We start from the raw sequence: 17626 nt of genomic DNA on the forward strand, positions 1-17626 counted from the left end.
GGCTTCCAGTCTACCGGTAGCGCCGACAGTGATGGGGGTTTGCCGGTACCTGAGTCCTCATGTGCCGCCCTCAACCGGTCTCGGCCGGGTCCCCATATGCGGAGCGGGGCTCCAAGAGGCTCACAGAGGCACTCAGCGCTTCCGGGTGTCAACCCTTGGCTACCGTGGAGTCAGGTCCGGATTCGCAACCGCGTGCGGGCCGTTCAGGACGGGTGCCCGGGCGATCTTCCGGCCCGGAGAACGACGGGCGGGACGGTGCGACAGCCCCGTCCCGGCCGGAAATACGTGACGCACATCACCCGTAGGTGTCGCCGGGGCCCATGCTGCCCGGGGCCCGCAGGGGGCCGTAGCGGCGGGCGGGGCCGCCGGGGCCCTGCACCTTGATCTGCTTGACCCTGCCGTGGCCCAGGTCCTCGTTGAGACGGGCGACCAGCGTCGGGGCGAGCAGCCGCAGGTTCGTCGCCCAGGCCGTGGAGTCGCAGCGCACGACCAGCACGCGCTCGTCCTCGTCGTACCGCTCCGGCACGCAGTGCTTGGCCACGTCCTCGCCGACGATCTGCGGCCAGCGGCCCATCACCCCGCCCACCGCGGCCGGCGCCTCCCAGCCGCGCTCGGTCAGGAGCCGGTTGATCGCGGCGCCGAGCGCCATCGGGTCGCGGCCGTCCGCGCGGGCGCCGGAGCGCAGACCGCCCCCGCGCCGCGCCTGCTTCTTCTGCCGCGCCGCGTCCCCACGCGCGCGTGCCTGCTCGCGCGCCGCCCGCAGCGCCACGCGCGCGAGGTCGACGCCGGAGGGCTCGGGGGTCTTCTTCGGGCCGGACTCGTCCGCGCTCATACGCGTTCCACCGTCCCGTCCGACACCGCGTACCGCGCGCCGGTGAGCACGTGCGGTACGTCGTCGTCGACCGCGGCCGTCACCAGCACCTGCTCACCGGGCGCGACCAGCTCCGCCAGCCGCTCGCGGCGCCGGGCGTCCAACTCGGCGAAGACGTCGTCGAGGACCAGCACCGGCTCGTTGCCCTCGGCCCGCAGCAGGTCGTAGGAGGCCAGCCGCAGCGCGAGCGCGTAGGACCAGGACTCGCCGTGGGAGGCGTATCCCTTGGCCGGCAGCTGACCGAGTTTGAGAACCACATCGTCCCGATGAGGGCCTACGAGGGTGACGCCCCGCTCGATCTCCTGCTTCCGGGCGTCCGCGAGCGCCGCCATCAGCTGCTCGTAGAGATCCTCGCGCGTGTGCGCCTCACCCGGCGCCGACGGCTTGTACTCCAGGGCGACCGGGCCGCCGCCGGGGGCCAGCTGCTCGTACGCCTTGTCGGTGAGCGGCTGGATCGCGGCCACTAGGTCGAGGCGCTGGGCGAGCAACTCGGCGCCCACGCGCGCGAGGTGCTGGTCCCACACGTCGAGGGTGGACAGGTCCATGGAGCGGCCGCCATGGCGACGGGCCAGCGCGGCCGACTTGAGGAGGGTGTTGCGCTGCTTGAGGACGCGCTCGTAGTCGGAGCGCACACCGGCCATGCGCGGGGAGCGCGCGGTGATCAGCTCGTCCAGGAAGCGCCGCCGCTCCCCGGGGTCGCCCTTCACCAGGGCGAGGTCCTCGGGCGCGAACAGCACGGTCCGGACGATCCCCAGCACGTCACGAGGCCTGACCTGCGAGGACCGGTTGATGCGGGCGCGGTTGGCCTTGCCGGGGTTCAGCTCCAGCTCGACCAGCTGCTGCCGCTCGCCCTGCCGGACCTGCGCCCGGATGACCGCGCGGTCGGCGCCCATGCGCACCAGCGGCGCGTCGGAGGCGACGCGGTGGCTGCCGAGGGTGGCGAGGTAGCCGACGGCCTCGACGAGATTCGTCTTGCCCTGCCCGTTCGGGCCCACGAAGGCAGTGACGCCCGGGTCGAGCGGGACTTCGACCCGGGCGTACGAGCGGAAGTCGGCCAGCGACAGATGCGTGACGTGCATGGTCGTTTCGCCGACCTCCCCCAACGTTGTGGGCCGCCGAGCGGCCCTGTGGATTACTTCTTCTCGACCGCGTGGCCGCCGAACTGGTTGCGCAGCGCCGCGATCATCTTCATCTGCGGCGAGTCCTCCTGACGGGAGGCGAACCGCGCGAACAGCGAGGCCGTGATCGCGGGCAGCGGCACGGCGTTGTCGATGGCGGCCTCCACGGTCCAGCGGCCCTCGCCGGAGTCCTGTGCGTAACCGCGCAGCTTGTCCAGGTGCTCGTCCTCGTCGAGGGCGTTGACCGCCAGGTCCAGCAGCCAGGAACGGATGACCGTGCCCTCCTGCCAGGAACGGAAGACCTCGCGGACGTCGGTGACCGAGTCGACCTTCTCCAGGAGCTCCCAGCCCTCGGCGTAGGCCTGCATCATGGCGTACTCGATGCCGTTGTGGACCATCTTCGCGAAGTGACCGGCGCCGACCTTGCCGGCGTGCACCGAACCGAAGTCGCCCTCGGGCTTGAGGGCGTCGAAGATCGGCTGCACCTTGGCGACGTTCTCCGCGTCGCCGCCGTACATCAGCGCGTAGCCGTTCTCCAGGCCCCAGACGCCGCCGGAGACGCCGCAGTCGACGAAACCGATGCCCTTGGCGGCCAGCTCCTCGGCGTGCTTCTCGTCGTCCGTCCAGCGGGAGTTGCCGCCGTCGACAACCACGTCGCCCGGCTCCAGCAGCTCGGCGAGCTCGTCGATCGTCGACTGGGTGGCGGCGCCTGCCGGAACCATCACCCATACGACGCGCGGGCCCTTGAGCTTGCCCACAAGCTCAGAGAGGCTGTGGACATCGGCGAGGTCCGGGTTGCGGTCGTATCCGATGACGGTGTGGCCTGCGCGGCGGATCCGCTCGCGCATGTTGCCGCCCATCTTGCCGAGGCCGACGAGACCGAGCTCCATCAGTTGTTCCTTAGGTCGCTGTGTGGCGTGTGGGGCACCTTCGTACCCATGTCCGAGCCTAAACCCGGACGGTCACGCACACCTGTGGGCATACGCGCTCAGACGTACGGCCCATCCGCGCGTTCACCTGCGGCTTCGCCCACAGGCCGGGAGGTCTTTCTCCACGGCCTGTGGACAACGTCAGGCAGCTCGGCCGGCTCAGCCGCTCAGCCGCACCGGCATGATCAGGTACTTGTAGGCCTCGTCCGCCTCGGCGTCCACCGCCGGCTTGCCGCTGAGCAGCGCGGGCTTCGTGGACGTCGTGAAGGACAGCTGGGCGACCGGGGAGTCGATGGCGCTCAGGCCGTCCAGCAGGAAGGTCGGGTTGAAGGCGATGGAGATGTCGTCGCCCTCGAGCTGGGCGTCGACCCTTTCCACAGCCTGTGCGTCGTCGCTGGAACCGGCCTCCAGGATGAGCACGCCCTGCTCGAAGCTCAGCCGCACCGGGGTGTTGCGCTCGGCGACCAGGGCCACACGCTTGACGGCCTCCACGAAGGGGGCCGTCTCGATGACGGCGATGCTGTTGAACTCGGTCGGGAACAGCGTGCGGTACTTCGGGAGGTCGCCCTCCAGCAGTCGCGTCGTCGTACGCCGGCCCGCGCCCTCGAAACCGATCAGGCCCTCACCCGCGCCCGAGCCGGACAGCGCCAGTGTGACGTTGTCGCCGCTGGTCAGCGCCTTGGCGGTGTCCAGGAGCGTCTTGGCCGGCACCAGGGCGACCGCGGAGGCGTCCGGGTTCTCCGGCTTCCACAGGAACTCGCGGACCGCGAAGCGGTAGCGGTCGGTGGAGGCCAGCGTGACGGTGTCGCCCTCGATCTCGATGCGCACACCGGTGAGGACGGGCAGCGTGTCGTCACGGCCGGCGGCGATGGCGACCTGGGCGGCCGCCGAGGCGAAGACCTCGCCGGGGACCGTGCCCGTCGCGTTCGGCATCTGCGGCAGCGACGGGTACTCCTCCACAGGCAGTGTGTGGAGGGTGAAGCGCGAGGAGCCGCAGACCACCGTCGCCCGTACACCGTCTGTGGAAATCTCCACCGGACGGTTGGGGAGGGCGCGGCAGATGTCCGCGAGCAGGCGGCCGGAGACGAGCACCGTGCCCTCCTCCTCCACCTCGGCCTCCACCGACACGCGCGCGGAGACCTCGTAGTCGAAGCTGGAGAGGCTGAGGGCACCGTCCTCGGCCTTCAGCAGGAGGCCGGCGAGGACAGGCGCCGGCGGACGGGCCGGGAGGCTGCGCGCCGCCCAGGCCACTGCCTCCGCGAGTACGTCGCGTTCCACCCGGATCTTCACTCTTGCCGCCTCCTGCTGTTGCCGGCGCTTCTCGCCCTGCCTGGCCTTCGTCGTCTGTCTCGGTGTCGTCGGCCCCTGTGAGGGGAAGGACCACCGGGGACCAGTCTGACGCACCGCACTGACAGTAGGTGCCTCTCGGGGTCAAGTCGTGACGAGAGGCAGCCGGGCAGCGAAGAGCGAGTTGTGCACAGGACCCACTTCGAAACGGATTCCGAGCTCTCTATGGTCGGGAGTAGTAGTAGGGCCTGTGGATACCGTGGATAACTGCGTTGTCGCAGCTCAGGGGCGAGATTTTGTCCACGGGCCCTGTGGGCGGAGGCGGTGGACAACCGGGGTGCTCTGTGGAGAACGGAAAGTTCTGCACACCCCGTGCACAGGCTGGGGCTACTTCTCCCCAGAGCCGTCCCCAGGTTTACCCGTCTTTCCCACAGGCCAACCCGGCAGCTTCGTGTGACGCCTTTCACTCGAGCCGGTGAGGAGGCGCGTCAGGTTGCCGAACAGTGGACAGGCATGTGGAGAAGCGGGCGACGGCTGGGGACAACCGGCGCGATCCTGTGGGTTGCCGGTGGACAACTTCGTGCACAGGGTGTGGATCAGCTCGCTGTCCACAGTCTGTGGAGATCCTTCGTCCACGAATCCACAACCGGGTGACCTGGCCTGATGGCCTTTCGACAGGGGGGCCTGTGGACACGATCTGGACAACCGGGCAGTCCCCAGGCTGTGGAGGGGAAAAAGTCGGCGAATCTGTGGAGAGTGGCCGTAACGCGGCGGTTAATCGAACAGCGGATGACCGGCGTGCTTCCACGCGGCACCCGGTCGCTTCCCCCGTGGCACGAAGAAGGGCGCCTCCGGATCCCTCCGGAAGCGCCCTCGAGCGTGTCTCTGGTGCCGTTCGCCGCCGCCTTCGGTCGGCCTCTGCAGCCCTCAGCCGGCCTTGATGCGGTTGGTCAGCTCGGTCACCTGGTTGTAGATGGAGCGCCGCTCGGCCATCAGATTGCGGATCTTGCGGTCGGCGTGCATCACCGTCGTGTGGTCGCGGCCACCGAACAGCGCGCCGATCTTCGGCAGCGACAGGTCCGTGAGCTCGCGGCACAGGTACATGGCGATCTGGCGGGCCGTGACGAGCTGGCGGCCGCGTGAGCTGCCGCACAGATCCTCGACCGTGAGACCGAAGTAGTCGGCGGTCGCACTCATGATCGCCGTGGAGGTGATCTCGGGCGCCGAGTCCTCGCCGCCCGGGATCAGGTCCTTGAGGACGATCTCCGTCAGGCCCAGGTCCACCGGCTGCCGGTTGAGCGACGCGAAGGCCGTCACCCGGATCAGCGCGCCCTCCAGCTCGCGGATGTTGCGCGAGATGCGGGAGGCGATGAACTCCAGCACCTCCGGCGGCGCGTTCAGCTGCTCCTGCACCGCCTTCTTACGAAGGATGGCGATGCGGGTCTCCAGCTCGGGCGGCTGGACGTCGGTGATCAGGCCCCACTCGAAACGGTTCCGCAGCCGGTCCTCCAGCGTCACCAGCTGCTTCGGCGGCCGGTCGCTGGACAGCACGATCTGCTTGTTCGCGTTGTGGAGCGTGTTGAACGTGTGGAAGAACTCCTCCTGCGTCGACTCCTTGTCCGCCAGGAACTGGATGTCGTCGACGAGCAGGATGTCCATCTCGCGGTAGCGCTTGCGGAAGCTGTCGCCCTTGCCGTCGCGGATGGAGTTGATGAACTCGTTGGTGAACTCCTCCGAGCTCACATAGCGCACGCGCGTGCCCGGGTACAGGCTGCGCGCGTAGTGCCCGATCGCGTGCAGCAGGTGCGTCTTGCCGAGCCCCGACTCCCCATAGATGAAGAGGGGGTTGTACGCCTTCGCGGGCGCCTCGGCGACGGCGACCGCGGCCGCGTGCGCGAAGCGGTTGGAGGCGCCGATGACGAAGGTGTCGAAGAGGTACTTCGGATTCAGCCGCGCCGTCGGCTCACCGGGACCGCTCGCCGGCGCGGGCTGCGCGCCCAGCGGACCGGGCGCGCCAGTGCCGGGCTGACCGGGACCTCCGGGACCTCCGCGGTGCGGAGGCCCGCCGGCCGACGGCTCGGGCAGGTCACGACGAGCCGGGTCGCGCTGGTCGTACTCGGGGCGCGACGGCTCGTAGTCGGAGCGCTTGGGGTCGTAGGGCGACGGGTCGTAGGACGGCCGGTCCATCGCCTGGGGGCGGTAGTCCTGGGGAGGCGAGCCGTAGGCGTCCTGCCCCGACGGGCCGCCGTAGGTGTCCTGCGAGGGTGATGCGTACGGGTCGCGCTCGGGGAAGCCGAGGCGCTGCTGCTGCCAGCCGTACTCGTCCTGCGTGGGCCGCGGCCAGGCGCCGGGCTCGGGGCGCTGGTACTCCGACGGGTACGCGGGCCGGGCGGTCGGCAGCTGGTCCTGGCGGGAGCCCTGGTCGCCGGAGGGCCCCGGGCGATGCTCGGCGCGGTGCCGGCCGTAGCCGTCGTACTGGCTCTCGTAGGGCTTGTCGTACGGGCTGTCGTACGGGCCGGAGGGAAGCTCGGTCTCCTCGTAGCGCGGCTGGGTGGGGGGTGCGGGCGGAGCCGGCGGCTCGCCCGCGGACTCGTCGACGGTGATCGCGATGCGGATCGGGCGGCCGCACTCGCGGCTCAGGGTCTCGCTGACGATCGGGGCGAGACGGCCCTCGAGTACGCCCTTCGCGAATTCGTTGGGCACGGCGAGCAGGGCGGTGTCGGCGACCAGCGCAAGCGGCTGGCAGCGCCGGATCCAGCGCTCGTCCTTCGCCTCGACACCCTGCCCGCGGCCTTCTCCGAGGAGATGCTCCAGTACGCGTGGCCACACTGCGGCAAGATCGGCAGGTACGTCAGCCACAGGGCACGCTCTCTCACAGGTCCCACGAACGTGTGACGGTGGGACGGGTCGGTTTCACATCGGGTGGGGCCAGGGACAAGGGAACGAATCGGAGTCCAGCCACGGTAGTCAGCGCGGCGGGTACGGTTCAAGTTGTTGTCCCCAGGCTGTGGACAGTGTCTCCCGGTGGCCGCTGGTTTGACCGGATGGCGTAGCCCCGCGTACCGTAACCAGGTCGAGTTGTCGATGGCTGCTGCCGCCTGCCTCCGATGGGCACAGATCGCGTCAAGGTGATCGGGAAGCGGTGCACTCGGGCGCTGAACGCGAGCTACTCGTGGGCGCACGGTGACAGCCAGGACGGCACCCCGCCACTACCGATTGATTTCTGGAGCCCCCGAGTGAGCAAGCGCACCTTCCAGCCGAACAACCGTCGTCGCGCGAAGACCCACGGCTTCCGGTTGCGTATGCGCACCCGTGCCGGCCGCGCGATCCTCGCGTCCCGCCGTAGCAAGGGTCGCGCCCGTCTGTCCGCCTGATCCCGGTCAGGTCATGCCGTCGTGCTGCCCACCGAGAACCGGCTGAGGCGGCGCGAGGACTTCGCGACCGCGGTACGACGGGGCCGTCGGGCCGGACGCCCGACTCTCGTCGTCCACCTTCGAAGCGGTGCCACGGACCCGCACGCGCCTGGGGAGAGCGCTCCCCCGACGCGTGCGGGTTTCGTCGTGAGCAAGGCTGTGGGTGGTGCGGTCGTGCGCAACGCGGTGAAACGCAGACTGCGCCATCTGATGCGCGATCGAGTCGCCCAGTTGCCCCCCGGTAGCCTGGTAGTCGTACGGGCGCTGCCCGGTGCGGGTGACGCCGACCACGCACAGCTGGTCCAAGACCTTGATGCCGCCCTTCAACGGCTGCTGGGAGGGGGCGCGCGATGAAGTACCCGCTGCTGGCCCTGATCAAGCTCTACCAGTGGACGATCAGTCCGCTGCTCGGGCCGGTGTGCAAGTACTACCCGTCGTGCTCCCACTACGGCTACACGGCCATCGACCGGCACGGTGCGATCAAGGGAACGGCTCTCACCGCCTGGCGCATCCTGCGGTGCAACCCGTGGTCGCTGGGAGGCGTTGATCATGTTCCGCCGCGCAAGCGCCCGCGGTGGCACGAGATGCTGCGCGACGCCTGGCGCGCACGCAAGGGCGGGCCCTCCGCCGCCGAAACGGCCACCGAGGAGAATCGTCCTTCGAGCCCGGCCGCAGAGACCCCGTCCCATGCCCAAGGAGCATGATTAGTGGACACGATTGCAAGCCTCTTCAGTTTCATCACGACACCTGTCTCCTGGGTCATCGTCCAGTTCCACACGGTGTACGGCGCGATCTTCGGCCCTGACACCGGGTGGGCCTGGGGCCTGTCCATCGTGTCCCTGGTGATCGTGATCCGTATCTGCCTGATCCCGCTCTTCGTGAAGCAGATCAAGGCGACGCGGGCGATGCAGACGCTCCAGCCGGAGATGAAGAAGATCCAGGAGCGCTACAAGAACGACCGGCAGCGCCAGTCGGAAGAGATGATGAAGCTGTACAAGGAGACGGGCACCAACCCGCTCTCCTCGTGCCTTCCCATCCTGGCGCAGTCCCCGTTCTTCTTCGCTCTGTACCACGTGCTCAACAGCATCGCGAACGGTGACACCATCGGTGTGATCAACCAGAGCCTGCTGGAGAGCGCGCAGAAGGCGCACATCTTCGGCGCTCCGCTGGCCGCGAAGTTCACCGACAGCTCGTCGGACGTCGTAGCTCTCGACGCCTCGCTCACCAGCGTCCGCATCGTCACCGCGGTCATGATCGTCCTGATGTCGGCGTCGCAGTTCTACACACAGCGCCAGCTGATGACGAAGAACGTCGACACCACCGTGAAGACGCCGTTCATGCAGCAGCAGAAGATGCTGATGTACGTCTTCCCCATCATGTTCGCCGTCTTCGGCATCAACTTCCCGGTCGGTGTCCTCGTCTACTGGTTGACCACCAACGTGTGGACCATGGGCCAGCAGATGTACGTCATCCACAACAACCCGACCCCGGGTTCCAAGGCCCAGGCCTCCTACCTGGAGCGCCTGCACAAGCGGGTCACGCACCACGGTAAGACGCGCGGCCGAGGCGAGAAGGCCATCGTCAAGGCCATCGTGGCCAAGGGCCGGGACCGCAACGAGTACGAGCGCAAGTTCATCAACGGCCTGAACAAGGCGGGCCTCGCGGCCCAGGCCGACGGCACCGTGGTGAAGGGCGAGGCCCAGACCGCCACCCTGACCGAGGACGGCGCGCCCACGACGGCTGCGGGCAAGCGTCAGCAGCCCAAGCGCCAGAGCAAGGCCCAGCGCCAGTCCGGAAGCCCGAAGGCGGCCGGCGAGACCATCTCGCTGAGCAAGTCCGACGAGCCGCAGGACACCAAGCCCGCCGGCTCCGCCAAGCCGAAGTCCGGCTCCGGCGGCCGCAGCAAGGCCCAGTCCGGGCAGCGCAAGGGTGGCCCGCAGCGCCCCAAGTCCCCGTCCAAGAAGTAAGAAGGAGCCCATCCCGTGACGGAAGGCACCACCTCCGCCGCCGCCGAGGGTGCAGACACCCTGACCCGCCTGGAGCAGGAGGGCGAGATCGCGGCGGACTACCTCGAGGGTCTGCTGGACATCGCCGATCTCGACGGCGACATCGACATGGACGTCGAGGCCGACCGTGCCTCTGTGTCGATCATCAGCGACACGGCCAGCCGTGATCTGCAGAAGCTGGTCGGCCGGGACGGCGAGGTGCTGGAGGCACTGCAGGAGCTGACGCGCCTGGCCGTGCACCGGGAGACCGGCGACCGCAGCCGGCTGATGCTGGACATCGCGGGCTACCGCGCCAAGAAGCGCACCGAGCTCTCCGAGCTGGGCGCCAAGGCCGCGGCCGACGCGAAGAACAGCGGCGAGCCGGTGAAGCTGAAGCCGATGACCCCCTTCGAGCGCAAGGTCGTCCACGACGCGGTCAAGGCGGCCGGCCTGCGCAGCGAGTCCGAGGGCGAGGAGCCGCAGCGCTTCGTCGTCGTGCTCCCCGACTGATTCGGTACGTACGTTCCTCCGGCCCCGTCTGTTGCGCAGGCGGGGCCGGTCTTTGTCAGCCTGGTAGTTCTGGTGGTCGGCGCTCAGCGCGTCGATGCGGTACGGAAGGACGGTCCCCGTGACGGAGGCAGCGGAGCTCCCCCCTGCGCCCGAGCAGGCACGCGAGGTATTCGGTGATCGCTTCGCGGATGCGGTCCGGTACGCCGAGCTCCTGGCCGAGGCAGGTGTGCAGCGTGGGCTCATCGGTCCGCGGGAGGTGCCACGACTCTGGGAGCGGCACCTGCTGAACTGCGCGGTGCTCTCCGAGGTCGTGCCCGAGGGGGTGACGGTGTGCGACGTCGGCTCCGGTGCCGGCCTGCCCGGTATTCCCCTGGCGCTCGTACGTGAGGACCTGAAGATCACCCTGCTGGAGCCGCTTCTTCGGCGCACCAACTTTTTGACCGAGGTCGTCGAGCTCCTCGGCCTGGATCATGTGACCGTTGTCCGCGGCCGCGCCGAGGAGGTCATGGGCAAGCTGCCGCCGGTCCACGTCGTGACCGCCCGTGCCGTGGCACCGCTGGACCGCCTGGCCACCTGGGGCATCCCGTTGCTGCGTCCCTACGGTGAGATGCTCGCGCTCAAGGGCGACACCGCTGAGGAGGAGCTGAAGAGCGCGGCCACCGCGCTGAGCAAGCTGGGCGCGGTCGGTACCTCGATCCTTCACGTCGGAGAGGGCGTGGTCGATCCACCCTCCACAGTGGTGCGAGTCGAGGTCGGGGAAAGCCCTGGCGGTGTGCGATTCGCGGCCAAGCGGGCCAAGGCGGCCCGGACGGGACGCGCACGGCGCCGCCGCTGATTCGGCCTGGAGACCAGCCGTACTCCACACAAGGTGCCAAACCCACGCGCGACGGAGTGTCGCGACAGTTCGGCCGTGGGCGCTGTGCATCGTGTTTCACGTGAAACGTCGCTCACTGCTGCACGGCATCATCAGTCGGGGCCGCGCCGCGGCCGAACCCCGCGAGCGGAAGCCTCTCGGCTCACTCGACAAGGGACCGGAGTTGTCCACAGAGGTGGATTTCTCCACAGAACAACAGGCCTCACTGGTTCGCGACCCCGAAGACATGGGAGGCTCTGTTCATTGCGAGCCTGAAGTCGAGGAGAGTGAATCCTTGCGGTCCGACGCCAACATCGCGGGACCGATGACCGATCCGGTCCCCGGTCCCCGTACCGAGTCGATGGGGGAGGATGTTTCACGTGAAACACCGCCTCCGATGGACGACACTCCGATCGGTCGTGCTGCCCAACTGGCGGTGGAGGCTCTGGGCCGCGCCGGCGAGGGCCTGCCGCGGCCCGAGCAGACCCGTGTCATCGTGGTCGCCAACCAGAAGGGAGGCGTGGGCAAGACGACGACGACCGTCAATCTTGCCGCTTCCCTGGCCCTGCATGGTGGCCGTGTTCTGGTGATCGACCTCGACCCGCAGGGCAACGCGTCCACTGCCTTGGGGATCGACCATCACGCCGAAGTCCCGTCCATCTACGACGTGTTGGTCGAGAGCCGCCCGCTCGCGGAAGTCGTTCAGCCGGTTCCCGATGTCGAGGGCCTCTTCTGCGCTCCCGCCACGATCGATCTCGCCGGTGCGGAGATCGAGCTGGTGTCCCTGGTGGCGCGCGAAAGCCGACTGCAGCGAGCGATCCAGGCCTACGAGCAGCCGCTGGACTACATCCTCATCGACTGCCCGCCCTCACTCGGCCTGCTGACGGTCAACGCGCTGGTGGCGGGCCAGGAAGTCCTCATCCCGATTCAGTGCGAGTACTACGCGCTGGAGGGGCTGGGCCAGCTGCTGCGCAACGTCGACCTGGTGCGGGGGCACCTCAACCCCGCACTGCATGTGTCGACCATCCTGCTCACCATGTACGACGGCCGGACGCGCCTTGCGTCGCAGGTCGCGGAGGAGGTGCGCACCCACTTCGGTGACGAGGTGCTGCGGACGAGCATTCCCCGCTCGGTCCGTATCTCCGAGGCGCCGAGCTATGGGCAGACGGTGCTGACTTACGATCCTGGATCGAGTGGTGCCCTCTCCTACCTTGAGGCGGCACGTGAGATCGCGCTGAAGGGCGTTGGCGTCAGCTACGACGCCACCCACGCCCATATCGGCGTACAGAACAACCCGAGCATGGAGGGGATTCAGTGAGTGAGCGACGGAGGGGGCTGGGGCGTGGTCTCGGTGCACTGATCCCTGCTGCCCCGACCGAGAAGTCGCCGGCTTCGGCCCCGGTGGGAGGCGGGGCGTCCACGTCCCCTGCAGCGGTCCCGCTGCTGACGTCCGACCGCGGGGTGGCCGCGGCGAAGGTGGCGACGCTGCCCTCTGTTTCACGTGAAACAGAGGAACCGTCGGCGATCGGCGCCGTGGAGACGCCCTCTTCTCCCCTGGGCGCTCACTTCGCCGAGATCCCCCTCGATGCGATCACACCGAACCCCCGCCAGCCGCGTGAGGTCTTCGACGAGGACGCGCTGCAGGAGCTGATCACTTCCATCAAGGAAGTCGGTCTTCTGCAGCCGGTCGTTGTCCGGCAACTCGGTCCTGCGCGGTACGAGCTCATCATGGGTGAGCGGCGCTGGCGGGCCTGCCGCGAGGCAGGCCTGGAGGCGATCCCCGCCATCGTGCGGGCCACGGAGGACGAGAAGCTGCTCCTGGACGCCCTCCTGGAGAACCTCCACCGGGCCCAGCTGAACCCGCTAGAGGAGGCGGCCGCCTACGACCAGCTGCTGAAGGACTTCAACTGCACGCACGACCAGCTGGCGGACCGCATCGGCCGGTCCCGCCCGCAGGTCTCCAACACCCTGCGTCTGCTGAAGCTTTCGCCGGCGGTCCAGCGCCGTGTCGCTGCCGGTGTTCTCTCCGCCGGCCACGCCCGGGCACTGCTTTCCGTCGACGACTCGGAGGAGCAGGACCGGCTGGCCCATCGGATCGTGGCTGAGGGACTCTCGGTGCGGGCCGTCGAGGAGATCGTGACCCTCATGGGCTCCCGGCCGCAGACGCCGCAGCGCTCCAAGGGACCTCGTGCCGGGGGCCGCGTCTCCCCGGCACTGTCCGACCTCGCCACGAGGCTCTCCGACCGCTTCGAGACGCGCGTGAAGGTCGACCTCGGGCAGAAGAAGGGGAAGATCACCGTCGAGTTCGCCTCCATGGAGGACCTCGAACGCATCCTTGACACGCTTGCCCCCGGCGAAGGCCCCGTCCTCCAGAAGGGCCTTGTGGAAGGCGATTCCGAGGAAACAGAAGGCTGAGCCGTCCAGCGGCCGGGGAGCTCCCGCCCCGGCCGATCGCAAGAGCGGGCCGTGTCCGATGTGTACCGGAACACGGCTCGCTCTTTGCTTTCATGCGGTATCGATGGAATCGCATGGTGGATACGATGCGTTCGGGTATGGCACACCACCTGGCAGCACCTCGGAGTGGGAGGCGGGGGCCATGCGAACGATGAGCCGGGCCGGACTGGTGAGTGCGGGACTGGGGCTGGGCGCGGTGGGAGGCTTCGTCGGCAGCCTGCTCAGGGAACGGAGTGCTCTGACAGCCGCTCGCGACGCTGCGAGCGAAGGAAGCGAGGAACAGCCTTCATGGGGCGCCGGCTCGTACCGCTCACGCTGGACAACCTTCAAGAACTTCCCCAGCGCTGCCGCTCGTGCGTCTTCTGGGAATTGGACCCTGTCAGCGGTGAGGCCGCGGTAAGAGCGGGCACGGCGGCCCTCGAGAAGGAGGCCTGGATCTCCGCCGTCCTTCTGGATTGGGGTTCCTGCGGCCGGGTTGTCTATGTCGACGACGTCCCCGTGGGCTTCGTGCTCTATGCCCCGCCCGCGTATGTGCCTCGCTCGACGGCGTTCCCCACCAGCCCGGTGTCTCCGGACGCGGTGCAACTGATGACGGCGTTCATCATGCCGGGGTATCAGGGCCAGGGGCTCGGCCGGGTGATGGTGCAGACGGTCGCCAAGGATCTGCTGCGCCGGGGATTCAAGGCGATCGAGGCGTTCGGCGACGCCCGCTGGAAGGAGCCGGCCTGTGTGCTGCCCGCCGACCATCTCCTGGCGGTGGGCTTCAAGACGGTGCGGCCTCATCACTCCCACCCTCGGCTGAGGCTGGAGCTGCGGACCACGCTCTCCTGGAAGGAAGACGTGGAGATGGCGCTCGACCGGCTGCTGGGGGCGGTACAGAAGGAGCCGGCGCTGCGACCGCTGTGAGTGGTGTTGTGCGGTCGCTTGAAGAGCGCCGGCCCGAGCTTTCGGGGCATACGAATGGGCCAGCCCTTCCGGGCTGGCCCATTCGTGTTTCACGTGAAACATCGGCCGCCGCAGCGACGGCTCAGAACGTCACTCAGCGATGAAGTCCTCGAGGTCGCGGACGATCGCGGCCTTCGGCTTGGCGCCGACGATGGTCTTGGCGACCTCGCCGTTCTGGTAGACGTTCAGGGTCGGGATGGACATGACGCCGTACTTGGCAGCCGTACCCGGGTTCTCGTCAATGTTGAGCTTGACGACCTCGATCTTGTCGCCGTACTCGTTGGCGATCGCCTCGAGGGACGGAGCAATCTGGCGGCACGGACCGCACCAGGCGGCCCAGAAGTCCACCAGGACGGGCTTGTCGCTCTTGAGGACGTCCTGCTCGAAGGAGTCGTCGGTCACGTTCTTCAGGTCGGCCACGGCGGGCTCCTTTAACTGGTGTGCGGTGGGGCGGGAGGAGGGTCAGACGGCGGTCTTCTCGGGCTCGGCCTGCTCCTCGTCCGCGAGGGCGGCGAGGAAGCGCTCGGCGTCGAGAGCGGCGGAGCAGCCCGTACCGGCCGCGGTGATCGCCTGGCGGTAAGTGTGGTCGACCACGTCACCGGCAGCGAAGACACCGGTCAGGTTCGTCCGGGTGGAGGGCGCGGCGACCTTCAGGTAGCCCTCCTCGTCCAGGTCGAGATGACCCTTGAAGAGTTCGGTGCGCGGGTCGTGGCCGATCGCGATGAACAGACCGGTCACCGGCAGGTCGGAGAGCTCACCGGTCTTGAGGTTCCGCAGCTTCAGGCCGGCCAGCTTCTGGTCGCCCTGGATCTCGGCGACCTCGCTGTCCCAGACGAACTTGATCTTCGGGTCGGCGAAGGCGCGCTCCTGCATCGCCTTGGAGGCGCGCAGGGTGTCCCGGCGGTGGACGATCGTCACGGACTTGGCGAAGCGCGAGAGGAACGTGGCCTCCTCCATCGCGGTGTCGCCGCCGCCGATCACGGCGATGTCCTGGTCCTTGAAGAAGAAGCCGTCGCACGTGGCGCACCACGAGACGCCACGGCCGGAGAGGGCGTCCTCGTTCGGCAGGCCGAGCTTGCGGTGCTGCGAGCCGGTGGCGACGATGACGGCCTTGGCCTGGTGGACGGTGCCGGCGGTGTCCGTGACAGTCTTGATCTCACCGGAGAGATCGACTGAGACGATGTCGTCCGGAACGAGTTCGGCGCCGAACCGCTCGGCCTGGGCGCGCATGTTGTCCATGAGCTCGGGGCCCATGATGCCGTCCTGGAAGCCGGGGAAGTTCTCCACCTCGGTCGTGTTCATCAGCGCGCCGCCCGCGGTGACTGCCCCTTCGAATACCAGCGGCTTCAGCGACGCTCGCGCGGTGTACAGCGCCGCCGTGTAGCCGGCGGGCCCGGAGCCGATGATGATCACGTTACGGACGTCGCTCACGGCTAGATTCCTCGTCTCTGGTCTGCGTCGTTCGACCGGTGGGAGCTTCTCTGAACTCTCACCCCACCCAACGGATCCTAAGGGGCGTGCATTCCCGCTGTGTCCGGGCACACGGAGGGGCCGACACCGTACGGGATACCACGCAGGACGGAGACGAAGCCTGAGCTGCCAGTGGTGTGAGGATCCGAGCTGTCAGTGGCGTGTGTAGGAGTCCTTCAGAAGGACCTTGGCCGGGCCGACCGACGGATGCTCCTTACAGGTTGCATCCATGAGATAGGCGTTGACGCGGGCGCTGTCTGAAGGATCGGGCAGCACGACGAGCAGCGCGTCCTTCCCCTCGTACGTGCCCTCTTCGATGGCGAGGGCCGCGTCGCTCTGGCCGATCCCCTTCTGGACGCAGGGCGGGACCGTCGGTTCCTTGAAGACCTTGGTGGTGGGGGTTCCGGGAGCGCTCTGTATCCCCAAGCTGTCCGAGCTCTCGGAGTCCTGCGCCTTGGCGAGGAGATCCGCGACCTGCTGCTCCAGGGTGCTGTCGGCGAAGGTGTCGACGGCGGTGGACTTCGTCTGGTGCGCCGAGGTGCCGGATCCCCCGTCGTCCGTCAGTGACGACACCAGGGCCGAGCCGAGCCCCAGTGCGGCGACAGCGAAGACGGTCCCCAGGACGGCGACCTTGCGGCGCCCACTCCGCTTGCGTTCCTTGCGGCCCGGGCCGGTGGTGGAGCTGCGGGCGTGCCCGGTGGGGCGGGCCGTTGCTGTCGATGTTTCACGTGAAACGTGCGCTGCGCGGTCCGTGTCGGATTCGGGCTCGGACACCGTGGCGTTCTTCGCAGCGGCCGCGGTCTCCGGTGTCGTGGCATGCAGCAGGGCCTCGGCGGCGAGCGCGGCGTCGAGGCGGTGGGCGACGTCGTCCGGCATACGCTGCGGCCCGGGCAGCGTGCCCAGGAGACCACGGATCTCCTCCAGCGAGGCGTGAACGTCCGCGCAGAGCTCGCACACGTCGAGATGCCGACGCACATCGGCGCTGCGGGAGGGCGGAAGGATTCCCTCGGTGAGGTCGGAGATCTCCGCGACGTCCGGGTGCCCGGTCGTGTCTGTCGTCGATGTCACGCTCGCCCACCTCCGCCCTTCACAGCAGTTGAATCGCCCGTCCCGGCGCCGTCCGGTCCCTCGTCCTGAGGCGCCGCTGCGGGTGGGACGGATGTCCCCTGCGCCTGGTTCCGTCCCGCCATGCTTTGTCTCTCTTCGCCGGTGTTTTCCGGTCGGAGATGGGTGAGCAGCGGCAGCAGCTTGGCTCTGCCCCGGGCACAGCGGCTCTTCACCGTCCCGGTCGGCACGTCGAGCATCCGGGCGGCCTCGGCGACGGGGTAGCCCTGCATGTCCACCAGGACGAGTGCGGCGCGCTGGTCGGGCGGGAGCGTGCCCAGCGCCTCGAGGAGCTGGCGGTGCAGATCGGCGCGCTCCGCAGGGGCCGAGGCCGACTCGTGCGGCTCCAGCAGCTGCTCCAGACGCTCGGTGTCGTCGACCGGTGAGGTCTTGCGGGAAGCCGCTTTCCGGGCCCGATCCAGGCAGGCGTTCACCGTAATGCGGTGCAGCCACGTCGTGACGGCGGACTGGCCCCGGAAGGTGTGGGCGGCCCGATACGCGGACACGAGGGCGTCCTGGACCGCGTCAGCGGCCTCCTCGCGGTCTCCCAAGGTCCGCAGGGCCACCGCCCACAGTCGGTCGCGGTGGCGCCGTACGAGCTCACCGAAGGCGTCGGGGTCGCCCTCCACATGACGGGCGAGTAGATCCTGATCGCTTGCGTCGCCATAGGCGGTGCCTTCTGCCATC

Annotated in this window: 18 protein-coding genes; 9 read left to right on the top strand and 9 right to left on the bottom strand. The window is 68.7% G+C overall.

What is annotated here, in order from left to right; genetic code table 11:
- Positions 1-295: 295 nt before the first annotated feature.
- The 5 genes from IE263_RS02190 to dnaA form a co-directional block, all read right to left on the bottom strand.
- Positions 296-832, bottom strand: a complete 537-nt coding sequence (locus IE263_RS02190) for a DciA family protein (protein ID WP_189931532.1) — start codon at positions 830-832, stop codon at positions 296-298.
- Entirely contained in the window at positions 829-1950 is a 1122-nt protein-coding gene (gene recF, locus IE263_RS02195; protein ID WP_189931534.1) for a DNA replication/repair protein RecF, read from the bottom strand. The genes IE263_RS02190 and recF overlap by 4 nt, the downstream gene beginning before the upstream one ends.
- A gap of 53 nt (positions 1951-2003) precedes the next feature.
- Positions 2004-2879, bottom strand: coding sequence for a phosphogluconate dehydrogenase (NAD(+)-dependent, decarboxylating) (gene gnd, locus IE263_RS02200; protein WP_189931536.1), 876 nt, complete (start codon positions 2877-2879; stop codon positions 2004-2006).
- A gap of 198 nt (positions 2880-3077) precedes the next feature.
- A complete protein-coding gene (gene dnaN / locus IE263_RS02205; protein WP_189931538.1) occupies positions 3078-4208 on the bottom strand; it encodes a DNA polymerase III subunit beta in 1131 nt (376 codons plus the stop codon).
- 924 nt (positions 4209-5132) lie between these two features.
- Complete coding sequence (dnaA, locus tag IE263_RS02210) at positions 5133-7064, bottom strand: chromosomal replication initiator protein DnaA (protein WP_189931540.1); 1932 nt, start codon at positions 7062-7064, stop codon at positions 5133-5135.
- A gap of 377 nt (positions 7065-7441) precedes the next feature.
- On the opposite strand from dnaA, the gene rpmH reads away from it, so the two are divergent.
- The 9 genes from rpmH (at position 7442) to IE263_RS02255 (ending at position 14326) form a co-directional block, all read left to right on the top strand.
- Positions 7442-7579 carry a 50S ribosomal protein L34 gene (gene rpmH / locus IE263_RS02215; protein ID WP_003956500.1) on the top strand — a complete coding sequence of 46 codons (138 nt, stop codon included), beginning with the start codon at positions 7442-7444 and terminating at the stop codon, positions 7577-7579.
- A gap of 21 nt (positions 7580-7600) precedes the next feature.
- Entirely contained in the window at positions 7601-7972 is a 372-nt protein-coding gene (gene rnpA, locus IE263_RS02220) for a ribonuclease P protein component (RefSeq protein WP_189931542.1), read from the top strand.
- A complete protein-coding gene (gene yidD, locus IE263_RS02225) occupies positions 7969-8322 on the top strand; it encodes a membrane protein insertion efficiency factor YidD (RefSeq protein WP_189931544.1) in 354 nt (117 codons plus the stop codon). Before rnpA ends, yidD begins: the two co-directional genes overlap by 4 nt.
- 3 nt (positions 8323-8325) lie before the next feature.
- Complete coding sequence (yidC, locus tag IE263_RS02230; protein WP_189931546.1) at positions 8326-9585, top strand: membrane protein insertase YidC; 1260 nt, start codon at positions 8326-8328, stop codon at positions 9583-9585.
- 15 nt (positions 9586-9600) lie between these two features.
- The gene (locus IE263_RS02235) at positions 9601-10113 is read left to right on the top strand and encodes a Jag family protein (protein ID WP_189931548.1); all 513 of its coding nucleotides are present in this window, start codon (positions 9601-9603) and stop codon (positions 10111-10113) included.
- 118 nt (positions 10114-10231) lie between these two features.
- Positions 10232-10948: a 16S rRNA (guanine(527)-N(7))-methyltransferase RsmG gene (rsmG, locus tag IE263_RS02240; RefSeq protein ID WP_189931550.1), complete on the top strand. Its 717-nt coding sequence runs from the start codon at positions 10232-10234 to the stop codon at positions 10946-10948.
- Positions 10949-11213: 265 nt separating this feature from the next.
- Complete coding sequence (locus IE263_RS02245; RefSeq protein ID WP_189932022.1) at positions 11214-12284, top strand: ParA family protein; 1071 nt, start codon at positions 11214-11216, stop codon at positions 12282-12284.
- Positions 12281-13381: a ParB/RepB/Spo0J family partition protein gene (locus tag IE263_RS02250; RefSeq protein WP_189931553.1), complete on the top strand. Its 1101-nt coding sequence runs from the start codon at positions 12281-12283 to the stop codon at positions 13379-13381. Before IE263_RS02245 ends, IE263_RS02250 begins: the two co-directional genes overlap by 4 nt.
- Before the next feature lie 327 nt (positions 13382-13708).
- On the top strand, positions 13709-14326 hold the full coding sequence (locus IE263_RS02255) for a GNAT family N-acetyltransferase (RefSeq protein WP_189931555.1): 618 nt from the start codon (positions 13709-13711) through the stop codon (positions 14324-14326).
- A gap of 129 nt (positions 14327-14455) precedes the next feature.
- Here the strand turns inward: IE263_RS02255 and trxA are convergent, their stop codons facing one another.
- The 4 genes from trxA to sigM all read right to left on the bottom strand — a co-directional run bounded on the left by trxA (position 14456) and on the right by sigM (position 17625).
- A complete protein-coding gene (gene trxA / locus IE263_RS02260) occupies positions 14456-14785 on the bottom strand; it encodes a thioredoxin (RefSeq protein ID WP_189931557.1) in 330 nt (109 codons plus the stop codon).
- A gap of 42 nt (positions 14786-14827) precedes the next feature.
- Positions 14828-15796 (bottom strand): thioredoxin-disulfide reductase, encoded by a 969-nt coding sequence (gene trxB / locus IE263_RS02265; RefSeq protein WP_189931560.1) that lies wholly within the window; start codon positions 15794-15796, stop codon positions 14828-14830.
- Between the two features lie 192 nt (positions 15797-15988).
- Positions 15989-16903 carry an anti-sigma factor family protein gene (locus IE263_RS02270; RefSeq protein ID WP_189931562.1) on the bottom strand — a complete coding sequence of 305 codons (915 nt, stop codon included), beginning with the start codon at positions 16901-16903 and terminating at the stop codon, positions 15989-15991.
- Positions 16900-17625, bottom strand: coding sequence for an RNA polymerase sigma factor SigM (gene sigM, locus IE263_RS02275; RefSeq protein WP_189931564.1), 726 nt, complete (start codon positions 17623-17625; stop codon positions 16900-16902). Before sigM ends, IE263_RS02270 begins: the two co-directional genes overlap by 4 nt.
- Between the last annotated feature and the right edge of the window lies 1 nt (position 17626).

This window comes from Streptomyces aurantiogriseus, assembly GCF_014649375.1.
Taxonomy (GTDB): domain Bacteria; phylum Actinomycetota; class Actinomycetes; order Streptomycetales; family Streptomycetaceae; genus Streptomyces; species Streptomyces aurantiogriseus.